Origin of the sequence: Nonomuraea sp. NPDC003709 (assembly GCF_040610775.1) — a bacterium.
GTDB lineage: Bacteria > Actinomycetota > Actinomycetes > Streptosporangiales > Streptosporangiaceae > Nonomuraea > Nonomuraea angiospora_A.
Window position 1 is genome coordinate 230,387 of the sequence record NZ_JBEXMW010000020.1, and the last position, 13,285, is coordinate 243,671.

The 13,285-nt window shown below is 69.8% G+C and carries 12 protein-coding genes; 8 read left to right on the forward strand and 4 right to left on the reverse strand.

From position 1 onward, the window contains the following. Positions 1–40 precede the first annotated feature (40 nt). On the forward strand, positions 41–1,186 hold the full coding sequence (locus ABZX61_RS46235; protein ID WP_350733384.1) for an acetyl-CoA C-acetyltransferase: 1,146 nt from the start codon (positions 41–43) through the stop codon (positions 1,184–1,186). 370 nt (positions 1,187–1,556) lie between these two features. Here ABZX61_RS46235 and ABZX61_RS46240 read toward each other — a convergent pair whose 3' ends face one another. Next, entirely contained in the window at positions 1,557–2,939 is a 1,383-nt protein-coding gene (locus ABZX61_RS46240; protein WP_355204495.1) for a serine hydrolase domain-containing protein, read from the reverse strand. A 70-nt stretch (positions 2,940–3,009) separates the two neighbouring features. Beyond that, on the reverse strand, positions 3,010–3,465 hold the full coding sequence (locus tag ABZX61_RS46245; RefSeq protein ID WP_185070549.1) for an Lrp/AsnC family transcriptional regulator: 456 nt from the start codon (positions 3,463–3,465) through the stop codon (positions 3,010–3,012). A gap of 81 nt (positions 3,466–3,546) precedes the next feature. Here ABZX61_RS46245 and ABZX61_RS46250 point away from each other — a divergent pair, with 81 nt between their 5' ends. From ABZX61_RS46250 to ABZX61_RS46270, 5 genes are all read left to right on the forward strand, one after another. Then, the gene (locus ABZX61_RS46250) at positions 3,547–4,776 is read left to right on the forward strand and encodes an amino acid permease (RefSeq protein ID WP_355204498.1); all 1,230 of its coding nucleotides are present in this window, start codon (positions 3,547–3,549) and stop codon (positions 4,774–4,776) included. A 57-nt stretch (positions 4,777–4,833) separates the two neighbouring features. Continuing rightward, positions 4,834–6,705 carry an acyl-CoA dehydrogenase family protein gene (locus ABZX61_RS46255; RefSeq protein ID WP_355204500.1) on the forward strand — a complete coding sequence of 624 codons (1,872 nt, stop codon included), beginning with the start codon at positions 4,834–4,836 and terminating at the stop codon, positions 6,703–6,705. A 206-nt stretch (positions 6,706–6,911) separates the two neighbouring features. Continuing rightward, complete coding sequence (locus ABZX61_RS46260; RefSeq protein WP_350733392.1) at positions 6,912–8,180, forward strand: extracellular solute-binding protein; 1,269 nt, start codon at positions 6,912–6,914, stop codon at positions 8,178–8,180. 66 nt (positions 8,181–8,246) lie between these two features. Then, positions 8,247–9,131 carry a sugar ABC transporter permease gene (locus ABZX61_RS46265; RefSeq protein ID WP_355204504.1) on the forward strand — a complete coding sequence of 295 codons (885 nt, stop codon included), beginning with the start codon at positions 8,247–8,249 and terminating at the stop codon, positions 9,129–9,131. Next, positions 9,131–10,015, forward strand: a complete 885-nt coding sequence (locus ABZX61_RS46270; RefSeq protein ID WP_355204507.1) for a carbohydrate ABC transporter permease — start codon at positions 9,131–9,133, stop codon at positions 10,013–10,015. Before ABZX61_RS46265 ends, ABZX61_RS46270 begins: the two co-directional genes overlap by 1 nt. A gap of 3 nt (positions 10,016–10,018) precedes the next feature. On the opposite strand, the gene ABZX61_RS46275 is transcribed toward ABZX61_RS46270, so the two are convergent. Beyond that, positions 10,019–10,759, reverse strand: coding sequence for a methyltransferase domain-containing protein (locus tag ABZX61_RS46275; RefSeq protein WP_355204509.1), 741 nt, complete (start codon positions 10,757–10,759; stop codon positions 10,019–10,021). 128 nt (positions 10,760–10,887) lie between these two features. Here ABZX61_RS46275 and ABZX61_RS46280 point away from each other — a divergent pair, with 128 nt between their 5' ends. Then, positions 10,888–11,427 (forward strand): RNA polymerase sigma factor, encoded by a 540-nt coding sequence (locus ABZX61_RS46280; protein WP_355204512.1) that lies wholly within the window; start codon positions 10,888–10,890, stop codon positions 11,425–11,427. Further along, positions 11,414–12,205, forward strand: coding sequence for a hypothetical protein (locus tag ABZX61_RS46285; protein WP_355204515.1), 792 nt, complete (start codon positions 11,414–11,416; stop codon positions 12,203–12,205). Before ABZX61_RS46280 ends, ABZX61_RS46285 begins: the two co-directional genes overlap by 14 nt. On the opposite strand, the gene ABZX61_RS46290 is transcribed toward ABZX61_RS46285, so the two are convergent. Beyond that, complete coding sequence (locus ABZX61_RS46290) at positions 12,194–13,216, reverse strand: adenosine deaminase (RefSeq protein WP_355204518.1); 1,023 nt, start codon at positions 13,214–13,216, stop codon at positions 12,194–12,196. The genes ABZX61_RS46285 and ABZX61_RS46290 overlap by 12 nt on opposite strands. Between the last annotated feature and the right edge of the window lie 69 nt (positions 13,217–13,285).

Consider the following 13,285-nt stretch of genomic DNA (forward strand, 5'->3'; position numbering starts at 1 on the left):
CCCCTAGTAACCGAATAATGCTCGGTTTCCAGGAGGCACTGTGGCAGAGGCGTACATCGTCGGGGCCGTTCGCACCCCGGTCGGCAAGAAGAAGGGCGGCCTTTCCACCGTCCACCCCACTGACCTGGCCGCGCACACGCTGAAGGCGCTGATCGACCGCACGGGCGTCGACCCCGCGGCGGTCGAGGACGTCATCATGGGGTGCGTCATGCAGTTCGGCCCCCAGAGCATGGACATCGCGCGAAACGCCTGGCTGTCGGCGGGCCTGCCGGAGACCACCGCCGGCGTCACGATCGACCGGCAGTGCGGCTCCTCGCAGCAGTCGATCCACTTCGCCGCCCAGGGCGTGCTGTCCGGCACCCAGGACCTGGTCGTGGCCGCCGGCGTGGAGTCGATGAGCATCGTGCCGATGGGCTCGTCGATCACGGCCGCGCTGGAGAAGGGCATGCCCTTCCCGTTCGGCGAGACGTGGGTCGAACGGTACGGCAAGCAGGAGATCTCGCAGTTCCGCGGCGCGGAGCTGATGTGCGAGAAGTGGGGCTACACGCGGGAGACGCTGGAGCGGTTCGCGCTGGAGTCCCACCAGCGCGCCGCCAAGGCCATCGCCAACGGCTACTTCAAGGACCAGATCGCCCCGGTCAACGGCGTCGAGGACGACGAGGGGCCGCGGCCTGACTCGACGCTGGAGAAGATGGCCACGCTCAAGACGCTGAAGGAGGGCGGCCAGATCACCGCCGCCACCTCCTCGCAGATCTCCGACGGCTCCGGCGCGCTGCTGATCGCCTCCGAGCAGGCGGTCAGGGACCACGGCCTGACGCCGCGGGCCCGCATCCACCAGCTCGCCCTCATGGGCGACGACCCGGTCTACATGCTGACCGCGCCCATCCCCGCCACGCGGCGGGCGCTGGAGAAGGCCGGCATGTCGATCGACGACATCGACGTGGTGGAGATCAACGAGGCGTTCGCGCCGGTGCCGCTGGCCTGGACGCACGAGCTCGGCGCCGACCCGGCCAAGGTCAACCCGAACGGCGGCGCCATCGCGCTCGGCCACCCGCTCGGCGGCACGGGCGCGATCCTGATGACCAAGCTGCTGCACGAGCTCGAGCGCACGGGCGGCCGGTACGGGCTGCAGACGATGTGCGAGGGCGGCGGCCAGGCCAACGTCACCATCATCGAGCGCCTCTGAAGGCATGAAAGGCGCGAGCGCCGCCTCCTGGCGTACGGTGGAGGCGGCGCTCGCCTAACTACCATCCTGGTAGTTGTCTCAGCGGCCCTTCGGCGGGATGCGCCGGGGCGGCATGATCGGCCGTTGCGGCATCTTGGGCATCGGCCGCGTCACGGGCAATCCGGGAAGGTTCTTTTTCCTGGATGAACGGACTCGCATAAGGAAGCTCCTTTACACAGACTCACGACGCGGCTCATGGAGGCCGGTCGGCAAGCTCAGCTGCCGCGTCTGGAACGGATGACGGGCGATCTCGCTGCTGAGCAGCGGTGAATCACAGGTAAAGGCGCATGTCCATGACAGTACGGGCCGGCCGTAATCCCGTGCAACCGAATTAACGCCGGGCGGCCATCAGCCGGGCCGCCGCCACCGCCGCCCCCGACAGCGCCGCCACCAGCAGCATGATCGACAGAGGCGCGGCGAAGTAGGTGAGCTGGGCCCACGTCACCGCCCGCCCGTTCATCAGGAACGAGATCAGGTCTGGATACGCCGCCAGCACGGCCACGGGGAGCAGCACGGGCACCAGCCGCCACCAGACCCGCCTGCCCGCGCGCCGGGCGGCCCAGCGCCGGGCGCGCAGCACGCCCAGGACGCCGAGGCCGGCCGCGGCCATCGCGAGCACGCCCAGCACCAGCTCGTACAGCTGCCGGTCGCCTCCGGGCACCTCAGGGGCGCGGCCCTCGCTCAAGGCGGTCAGCCCCTCCATGACGATGTAGGTGTCGTCGGTCAGCGCCGCCCCGTTCGCCATGACGGCGAAGCCGTAGCCGGTCTTGGGGGAGACGGCCTCGACGGCGTTGTACGTGAACAGGTTCCCCGAGTGCACGAGCTGCCCGGTCTCCCGCTCGACGCCCCAGCCCATGCCGTAGTCGCGGATCTTGCTCGGCGTGTGCATGGCGTCCAGGCTCTCCCGCTTCACCAGCGGGCGCCCGTCGCCCGACTGCGCGATCAGCCACTTGCCCATGTCGGCGGCCGTGGTGACGACCCCGCCCGAGCCGCTGTCGTTGAGGAAGCCGGACAGCTCGGCACGCGGGAGCCAGGCGCCGAAGATCGAGTTGTAGCCGTCGGCCGGCCGGACGACCTGGTCGCTGACGGCGCTGGACTTCATGCCCAGCGGGCCGAACACCCGCTCCCGCAGGTAGTCGCCGAACCGCTGCCCGGAGGCCACCTCGACCAGCCGCGCGGCCAGGTCGTAGTTGACGTTGCAGTACTCCCAGCGGGTGCCGGGGTCGGCGCGGAGCTCGGAGCCGGACAGCCGGGAGGTGTAGTCGGCCAGCGAGGTGGCGCCTTCCACGGCGGCGATGTCGACCGTCGTGTCCGACAGGCCGGAGGTCTGGTTGAGCAGCTGCCGTACGGTGATCGCCGCCGCGCGCGGGTCCGCCATCCTGAACCCCGGCAGCTGCCCGGCCACCGGCTCGTCCAGCTTGATCCTGCCGCGCTCCACGAGCGTCATCACGGCCATCGCGGTGAACGACTTGCTGACCGAGGCCACGCGCATCGGGGTGTTCGCGGTGACGGGACGCCCCTCGGAGTCGTGGCCGTAGCCGGCCGCGTGCACGACCTCGCCGTTGTGCGTCACGACCACGGACATGCCGGGCAGTCCGGTGGACTCCATGGCCTGGCGCAGGTAGGCATCGATGGTCTGGGAGGTCGGCTGCGGGGCGGGGGCGAGGGTCAGCGCCGTCGAGAGGCCGATCAGGAGGGACTTCACTGCTATCACGGAGAGAAACCTAGGAAGTCGCCCCCCTCCTCCGGATCGGCCGACCGTCCAGTACCACCCCTGACGAAAGTCAGGTCAGGCGCTCCGGGACGGTGTTGTGCACCTGCTGGAAGATCACCGACGTGCGGAAGCCGACGATCTCCTTGCGCTTGCTCAGCCGGTCGAGCAGGAACGAGTGCAGGTGGTCCAGGTCCTGCACCGCCACGTGCAGGAGGAAGTCGTCCCCGCCGGCCAGCACGAACACGCTGAGCACCTCCGGCATCGCCGCCGCCGACGACTTGAACGCGTTGATCACCGCCCGGCTCAGCGGCCGTACCTGGACCGAGACCATGGCCTGCACGCTCCGGTTGAGCGCGGCCGGGTCGATCTCGGCGTGGTAGCCGCGGATCACGCCGCGCCGGGTGAGCGACCTGACCCGCTCCAGACAGGTGGAGGGCGCGACACCGAGCTGCCGGGCCAGCTCCCGGTTGGACTGCCGCGCATCCGTTTGGAGCAGCCGCACGATTTCCGAATCAAGTTCGTCCATGAGTGGATGGTGTCATGTGGTTCCGGCCATTCGTTCGACTGGCAGGGGTTGGCGCCGAATGAGTGCATTAGTTTCGGCTGCATGTCGGAACATCGCATAGGCGCAGGACACGGCACGGCACTGCTGGTCGGGGCGGTCCTGGGGCCGGGGATGCTGGTGCTGCCGCACCTCGCCGCCGCTGCCGCGGGGCCCGCGTCCGTGCTGGCCTGGGCCGGGCTGCTCGCGCTGAGCGTCCCCGTCGCGCTGACCTTCGCCGCGCTCGGCGCCAGATACCCCGACGGCGGAGGAGTGGCGAGCGTCGCCGGGCTCGCGTTCGGCCGGCACGCCTCCGCCGTGGTCGGCTGGTGGTTCTACGGCGCGGTCCCCATCGGCACCGTCGCCGGCGCGCTGGTCGGCGGCCAGTACGTCGAGGCCACGCTGGGCATGGACGCCACCCTGGCCGCCTGCCTGATCCTGGGAGCCGCCTTCGCCGCGAACGCCGCCGGGCTGCGCACCTCGGGACGGCTGCAGATCGGCTTCGTCGTCCTGCTCGTCGCGCTCCTGGCCACCGCCGTGATCACCGCCGCTCCGCACGCCGACCCGGGCAACTTCACCCCCTTCGCCCCGAACGGCGCCGCGGGCGTGGCGGACGCGGCCGGCGTGCTCCTGTTCGCCTTCGTCGGCTGGGAGGCGGCCAGCCACCTGTCGGCCGAGTTCGCCGGGAAGGGGAACGGCCTGGTCCGGGCCACCACGGTGACGCTCGTCGTGATCGGGGTCCTGTACGTGGGCGTGTCGGTCACCTCCGTCGGCGTGCTCGGCCCCGGCATGACCGGCGTGCCGCTCACCGCCATGCTGGAGACCGGCATCGGGCCGGCCGCGCGGCCGGTCACCGGCGTGGTGGCGGTGCTGCTGACCTTCGGCGCGGTCAACACCTATCTCGCCGGGGCCTCCCGGCTGGGTGCGGCCATGGCCAGGGACGGGGCGCTGCCGGGCTGGTTCGCCAAGGGCGGGGCGCCGGGCGAGACGCCGTACCGGAGCCTGGGGCTGCTCGCCGTGCTCAGCGTGCCCGTGCTGGTGTGGGCGGTGGATCTGGACCTGCTCATGCGGGCCACCTCGGCCTGCCTGGCCGCGGTCACGGCGGCGGGCGTGGTGGCGGCCGTGCGGATGCTGCCCGCGGGGCGGCACCGGAACACGGCCGTGGTGGGCGCCGGGCTGTCGCTCGTGGCGCTGGTGTTCTGCGGCGCCTATCTCGTGGTGCCCGCCGTGCTCGCACTGGTGGCGATCGGGGCTCTGAAAGCGAATGTTCGCCGTTCGTACAGAATCAGGCGATGAGGCGCCGTCAGGCGGGCAGTACTCCTAGCACAGGACGGCGGATCGTCGGGAGGTGCTATGACCGAGCACGCCAAGTACGCGGAGTCCAGGGAGGTCGGCGAGCAGGCGCGCGAGAAGGAGTGGACGCGGCCTAGCTTCGCCAAGCAACTCTTCCTCGGTGACTACCGGCTGGATCTCGTGTACCCCGTGCCGACGCTGTCCGAAGAGGCGACCAAGCGGGGTGAGGAGTTCGTCAGGGCGGTGCGGCGCTACCTCGACGCCCATGTCGACCCCGCGCTCATCGAGCGGACCGCGCAGGTGCCCGACGAGGTGGTCAAGGGGCTCGCGGCGCTCGGGGCCTTCGGGATCACGATCGGCGAGGAGTACGGCGGGCTCGGGCTGCCCTACCTGTACTACTGCCGCACCCTCATGCTCGTCGGCTCCTACTGCCCGGCCCTGGCCACGCTGCTGTCGGCGCACCAGTCGATCGGGGTGCCGCAGCCGCTCAAGCTGTTCGGGACCGAGGAGCAGAAGCGGGAGTTCCTGCCGAGGTGCGCGGCGGGCGAGATCTCCGCGTTCCTGCTGACCGAGCCCGACGTGGGCTCCGACCCGGCCCGCCTGTCCACCACCGCCGTCCGCGACGGCGACGACTACGTGCTCGACGGCGTCAAGCTGTGGACGACGAACGGCGTCGTCGCCGATCTCCTGGTGGTCATGGCCAGGACCGGCAAGAAGATCAGCGCGTTCGTGGTCGAGGCCGACTCTCCCGGCATCACGGTCAAGCGGCGCAACGGCTTCATGGGGTTGCGCGGCATCGAGAACGGGGTCACCGAGTTCTCCCAGGTCAGGGTGCCGGCCAAGAACCTGATCGGGCGCGAGGGGCAGGGGCTGAAGATCGCCCTGACCACGCTGAACACCGGCCGCCTGTCGCTGCCGGCCACGTGCGCGGGCAACGCCAAGTGGGCGGTCAAGATCGCCCGCGAGTGGGGCAACGAGCGCGTGCAGTGGGGGCGCAAGGTCGGCGAGCACGAGGCCGTGGCCACGAAGATCGCGTTCATCGCGGCGACTGCGTACGCGCTCGAAGCCCTCTGCGAGCTCACCAGCCGCCTGGCCGACGACCAGCGCAACGACATCAGGATCGAGGCGGCGCTGGCCAAGCTGTACGCGTCGGAGCTGTCGTACCAGGCACTCGACGAACTGGTCCAGATCAGGGGCGGGCGAGGCTACGAGACCGCCGAGTCGCTCGTGGCGCGCGGCGAGCGCGGCGTGCCCGCCGAGCAGATGCTGCGCGACTCCCGCATCAACCGCATCTTCGAGGGCTCCTCGGAGATCATGCGCCTGATGATCACCCGGGAGGCGGTGGACGCGCACCTGTCGGCCGCCGGGGAGCTGATCAACCCGGAGGCCTCGCGCCAGGAACGCGCCCAGGCCCTGCGCCGGGCCGGCGGCTTCTACGCCAAGTGGCTGCCGACGCTGGTGGCCGGCACCGGCAACCTGCCCGCGTCGTACGGCGACTTCGGCCCGCTGGCCGCGCACCTGCGCTTCGTGGAGCGGACCAGCCGCAAGCTGGCCCGGTCCACCTTCTACGGCATGTCCCGCTGGCAGGGGCGGCTGGAGCACAAGCAGTCGTTCCTCGGCAGGCTCGTGGACATCGGGGCCGAGCTGTTCGCCATGACCGCCGTGTGCGTCAAGGCGGAGGAGGACTCCAGGGACCTCGGGCGGCGGCCGTACGAGCTCGCCGACACCTTCTGCCACCAGGCGCGACACCGCGTGGACGGGCTGTTCGACCGGCTCTGGGACAACAGCGACGCGGGCGACGTGCGGCTGGCCGGCTACGTGCTCGACGGCCGCTACGGGTTCGTCGAGGAAGGCATCCTCGACCCCTCCATCGAGGGCCCGTGGATCGGCACGCCGCAGGGCGGGGAGAGCATCCGGAGAAAGATCCTCTGACGCCCGGTCTAGACCGGTTGTGAGGTTTTCCGGCCCTCAGCGTTTTCAAACTGATACGAGCCGGTATAGACCGGCTTGTCGATCCAGGCTTACGCTGGCGCAAACGCGTCGAGCTGTACGCTCGCGTGCCCCATCCCCCAGGACGGGGTCCGTTGGCTGGTACGGACCAGCACCCGTCCGACGAGAAGGCGGTATCTCCAGTGAACATGAAGCTTGTGGGCGGCGCCGCTCTCGGCCTTGCCACGATGCTGGTCCTGTCCAGCTGCGGCTCCGGCGGTTCCGGCGGTGGCGGAGGCAACACGCAGGCGTCGGGCGGCGGACCGGTCACCCTGAAGATGGTCGCCGCCGACTACGGCGACGGCCCCGGCAAGCCGAACTCGGGCGAGACGTTCTGGAAGGGCGTCGTGGACGAGTTCCAGGCGGCCAACCCGAACATCAAGGTCGACGTCCAGGTCATCAACTGGAACGACATCGACAAGCAGGTCGCCACCATGGTGCAGAACGGCCAGGTGCCCGACATCCTGCAGACCGGCGACTACTCCGGCTTCGTCAAGGACGGGCTGCTCTACAAGGTGGACGAGGTGCTGTCGCCGAACGTCTCGGGCGACATGCTGCAGAAGTTCGCCGAGTTCGGCAAGGTCGACGGCACCGCGTACGGCATCCCGTTCGTCTCCTCCGCGCGGGCGCTGTTCTACAACAAGGACCTGTTCCAGAAGGCCGGCATCGCCGAGCCGCCGAAGACCTGGGACGAGCTGAAGGCCGACGCCGAGAAGCTGAAGAAGGCCGGCGTCACGCAGCCGTTCGGCCTGCCGCTCGGCCAGGAGGAGGCCCAGGGCGAGTCGTTCCTGTGGATGCTGGGCAACGGCGGCGGCTACAAGGACGCCTCCGGCAAGTGGGCGATCAACTCGCCGCAGAACGTCGAGACGTTCACGTACATGAAGGGCCTGGTCGACGCGGGCCTGACCACCCCCAACCCGGGCACCAAGGACCGTAAGACGGTCTGGGAGGACTTCGGCGCGGGCAAGGTCGGCATGGTCAACGGCGGCCCCATGTCCATCCCGATCTTCGACGCGGCCGGGCTGAAGAACTACGGCGTCGCGCCGATCCCCGGCAAGAGCGGCCCGCTCGACACCACGCTCGGCGTCATGGACTGGATCATGGCGTTCAACAAGAACGGCCACGGCGCCGAGATCAAGAAGTTCTTCGACTTCTTCTACACCGGCAGCGCCGCCCAGAAGATCTCGGACACGTACAAGCTGCTGCCCGTCACCAACGGCGGCATCCAGAAGCTGTCGGGCGACGAGAAGCTCAAGCCGTTCCTCGACGCGCTGCCCAACGCCAGCTTCTACCCCTTCCAGGACCCCAAGTGGGCCGAGGTGAACCCGGCGATCAAGCAGACCATCGGCGGGGCCGTCAAGGACGACCCGGCCAAGGTCCTCGGCGAGCTGCAGAAGACCGCCGAAGCGGCCGGCTGATACGTCGGGGGCCCGTGCGGCCGGCGCTCTCACCGGTGCCGGCCGCACCGTCTTGGAAGGTTTCTCATGAGAAGGATGCGCGCCCTGGAGCCCCTCGCGTGGGTAGGGCCCGCCGTGGTGCTGATCGCGCTGGTCGTGCTCTGGCCCGTGATCGAGATGATCAGGTCGTCGTTCCTCAAGATCAGCCGGTTCGGGGTGGTTCAGGGGGGCAACGGCTTCGCGAACTACGAGAAGCTGTTCGGCGAGAAGGACTTCGCCGACATCATGCTCCGCAGCGTGATCTGGGTGGTCGCGGTCGTCGCGCTCACCGTGCTGATCTCGCTGGCCCTCGCCCAGCTGTTCAACCAGAACTTCCCGCTGCGCAAGGCGGCCCGGTGGGCGCTGATCGCGCCGTGGGCCGCGTCGGTGCTGATGACGGCGATCATCTTCAAGTGGATGCTCGACCCCGAGGTCGGCGTGATCAACCAGATCCGGCTGAAGCTGGGGCTGATCGACGCGATGGGCGGGGCCTCGGCCGACCAGCTCGGCGACGCCGCCACCGCGATGCCGTGGCTGGTGTTCGTGGCCGTCTTCGTGTCGGTGCCGTTCACCACGTACGCGCTGCTGGCCGGGCTGGCGACGATCCCCGCCGACGTCTATGAGGCGGCCAAGATGGACGGAGCCACCCGGTTCCGGACGTACTGGTCGATCACGCTGCCGCTGCTGCGGCCCGCGCTCACCGTGGCCGCGCTCATCAACGTCATGAACGTCTTCAACAGCTTCCCGATCATCTGGGCCATGACGCACGGCCAGCCCGGCTACTCCACGGCCACCTCGACGATCCTCATGTTCATCCTCAAGGGCTCGAACATCGGCGAGTCGGCGGCCATGTCCGTCGTCAACTTCGGCATGGTGATCATCCTGACCGCGATCTTCCTCAAGGTCTCCCGCTGGAACAAGGAGGTGGCGTGATGGCGATCAAGACCCTGCCGTCGCAGGCCACCCGGCCGCGGCAGCACGTCAGGCCGTCGGCGCGGCGCAGCATGCCGAAGCTCAAGACCGTGCTCGTCGCGGCCGCCGCGTACGTCGTCGCGTTCGTCTTCCTGTTCCCGTACGTGGTGATGCTGCTCACCTCGCTGCGCTCCCAGGAGTCGCTGCGCGAGGTGTCTTTCTGGCCGAAGGAGTGGGTGTGGTCGAACCTCGCCAACTTCTGGGCCAGCGGCCTGGCCGGCAACCTGTGGGTGACACTCAAGGTCGCGGGCGGCTCGACCGTGCTGGTGCTCCTGGTGGCGCTGCCGGCCGCGTACTACTCGGCCCGGCACGACTTCAGGGGGCGCACGGCCTTCCTGATCCTCGTGCTGATCACCCAGATGTTCCAGCCCACGGCCATGCTGGTCGGCATCTACCGCGAGTTCTTCCAGTTCGGGCTGGTGGACTCGATCTGGTCGCTGATCCTCGTGAACGGCGGGTTCAACCTGGCGTTCGCGGTGTGGATCCTGAACGCGTACTTCGCCTCGATCCCGCGCGAGCTGGAGGAGGCGGCGTTCATCGACGGGAACGGGCGCTTCGGGGCGCTGTTCAGGATCACGCTACCGCTGGCCCTGCCCGGCGTGATCACGGCGCTGATCTTCACCTTCATCGCCGCCTGGAACGAGTTCGTAGTCGCCCTGACCCTGACCACGACGCCGGAGAACCAGCCGCTCACGGTGGCGCTCAACTCGTTCATCGGTCAGTACCAGGTGGACTGGCAGAACCTGTTCGCCGGGTCGGTGATCGCCACCATCCCCGTGATCATCCTCTTCGCGCTGATCGAGCGGAAGGTGGTGGGCGGCCTCACGGCCGGGTCGATCAAGTAGCGCCTACGCCTTGGGCTGGGGCACCCGTGCCACGCAGAAGACCGTCTGGCCGAACGGTGGCCTGATGAACCGCTCGATGAAGCGGGTCGTCGGGACCACCGTACGGTCGTAGATCTTGACCAGGCGCGGGTCGGGGTAGCCGACGCCGCCCCGGCGCACGGCGGCCCACCAGGCGATGCCACCCAGGAAGTTGATCGGCTTGAGCATCTCGATGTCCAGGCCCGCCTTGGCGACCGTCGCGCCGAGCGTCTTGGGCGTGTAGCGCTGGACGTGGCCCACCTTGCGGTCGAAGTCTCCGTAGAGCTGCATGTAGCCGGGGACCCAGATGATGATCCGCCCGCCCGGCAGCGTGACCCGGGCCAGCGAGCGCAGCGCCTCGGCGTCGTCCTCGATGTGCTCCAGGACGTTCATCATGACGACGGTGTCGACCTTGTCCTCGAGCGGGATGTTCGTCGGCAGCCCGAACTGCAGGACGTCGATGTCGTCGCGGCCCGCGAACCGCTTTTCCAGCTGCTCGACGCAGTAGGGGTCGAAGTCGCTCACGACCAGCCTGTCGAGCCGCGGCAGGAACGCCTCGGCGAAGTGGCCGAGGCCGGAGCCGATCTCCAGCATCGAACGGCCGACATGCGGGGCGACCATGTCCAGCTCGTACTGCCGATAGTTCTTGGCCTCGTCCCCACCTAGGTGGTTCTCCAGGGCCTCGTCACCGGCCGCCGGTTGCACTACACGGTCATACCCAGACATAGTCCCGTTCCTTCTCGGGGGGGCTCATGGATTGCCCGAGTCTAATGCCCCGATCACTGGTGACGTTCACCCGATACGCGAAAGACCCTTCCCCGGGGCACCTCGAATGGGGTGGAATCTGACTCGCCATGAACGACGACGAGGCGATCGAGCGCTCGCTCGCCGGTGACCAAGCCGCCTATGAGGTGCTGGTCGCCCGCTACAGCGCGCTCGCCCACCGTACCGCTTTCATGCTGGGGGCGGGGGACGAGGCCGAGGACGTGGTGCAGGAGGCGTTCGTCAAGGCGTTCCGGCATCTGCCGGGCTTCCGCAGGAACTCGCCGTTCCGCCCCTGGCTGCTGCGGATCGTGGCCAACGAGACCCACAACCTGACCCGGTCGCGGGGGCGCCGCTCCGAGCTGGCCTTACGGTTGAGCGCCACGGCGTCCGTGGCCGCGCCCGACGATCCCGAGGGCACCGCAGTGGCCGGCGACCGGCGCTCGCGGCTGCTGGAGGCGGTACGCCGGCTGCCCGAGCGGGAACGCCAGGCCGTCGTCTGCCGGTACTTCTTACAGCTGACCGAGGCGGAGACGGCGCAGGTGCTCGACTGGCCCGTGGGCACCGTCAAGTCCAGCACGCATCGGGGGCTGGCCCGGCTGAGGGAGGAGGTGGGCAATGAGCTCGCGTGAGCCTTTCGACGACCTGGAGGCCGAACTCCTGGCGCTCGGCGACCTCCTCGACGTCCCCGTCCCGCCGCCCGCCGACGTCGCCGCGGCCGTACGCGCCCGCCTGGAGGCTCCGGACGAGGCTTCGCGCGGTGAGGTGCCCGATCCGGCCCACGGCCCCGTCAGCGGCCCCGTCCGGCCGCACTCCCCGGTGCGCCGCCGGCGCGCGAGGTGGAAGGTCGTCACGGCCGTCGTCCTCGTCGTCATCGCGATCACGGCCGCGACCCCCCAGGGGCGGGCGGCGGTGGTACGGATCCTGCGGTTCGCCGGGATCGAGCTCCGGATCGGCGACACGCCGCCCAAGGCCGTCACCAGCGTCACGCCCCTGCCGTACGAGCACCCCGTGGACCGGGACGGCCTGAAGGCCGAGGTTAAGTTCCAGGTCAGGACGCCGAAGGCGCTGGGGGAGCCCGAGCGCACCACGGTGTCCGACAGGGGCCGGGTCGTGTCGATGTTCTGGCCGGGCGGGGTCCGGCTCGACCAGTTCGACGGCGGCCTGGACCCGGTGCTCTTCAAGAAGCTCGGCCCGCCCTGGCCCGACTACACCAAGGTCGGGCCGTACCAGGCCTGGTGGGTCCCGGGGGCGCACCCCCTCGGCTACCTCAGCCGCCTGGACGGCACCGAGATCCCTCTGCGCCAGGCGGGCCCCACCCTCATCTGGCAGCAGGACGCCCTGAACTACCGCCTGGAAGGCATCAAGGCCGAGGAAGAGGCCGTCCGCGTCGCCACGTCACTCGGGTGAGCCCGTCAGCCACTCGTCCACGCCCGCCAGCAGCTCCTTGCGCACCGGCTCGGGGGCCGCGGAGGAGCGTACGGACTGGCGGGCCAGCTCGGCCAGCTCCGCGTCGCTGAAGCCGTAGACGTCCCTGGCCAGCTCGTACTGGCTCAGCAGCCGCGCGCCGAACAGCAGCGGGTCGTCGGACCCCAGGGCGATCGGCACGCCCGCGTCGAACAGCCGCCGCAGCGGCACGTCGGCGGCCCGCTCGGCCACCCCCAGCCCCACGTTGGAGGTGGGGCAGACCTCGCAGCAGATCTGCCGGTCGGCCAGCCGGTGCATGAGCCGCTCGTCCTCCGCCGCCCGCACCCCGTGCCCGACCCGGTCCGCGTCCAGGTCGTCCACGCACTGCGCCACGCTGCGCGGGCCCAGCAGCTCGCCCCCGTGCGGCACGGACAGCAGCCCGCCCCGCTTGGCGATCCTGAACGCCCGCTCGAAGTCCCTCGCCTCGCCCCGCCGCTCGTCGTTGGACAGCCCGAACCCCACCACGCCCTTGCCGGCGTACTGGGTGGCGAGCCGGGCCAGCGTGTTCGCGTCGAGCGGGTGGCGGGTCCTGTTGGCCGCCACGACCACCGCGATCCCGATCCCCGCGTGCTCGGCCGCCAGGCGCGCCGCGTCCAGCGTCAGCTCCAGCGTCGCCGTCAGCCCGCCGAACCGCTGCGCGTACCCCGACGGGTCCACCTGGATCTCCAGCCACCGGGACCCGGCCGCCGCCTCGTCCTCGGCCGTCTCGCGCAGCAGCCGGTAGACGTGCTCGGAACGGGTCAGCACGGACCTGGCGATGTCGTACAGCCGCTGGAACCTGAACCACCCGCGCTCGTCGGTGGCCCGCAGCTTGGGCGGCCAGTCGTCCTCCAGCGCGTCCGGCAGGTGCAGCCCCTGCTCCCTGGCCAGCTCGATAAGCGTGGAATGCCGCATCGATCCGGTGAAATGCAGGTGTAGATGCGCCTTGGGCAGCGTGTTCAGGGGCCTTGCCATTTGCATATCTTGCCACTCAACCCCGGGACCGCTTCGCGCGTTGGGGAGGGCGAAAGGGGACCTTCGCTC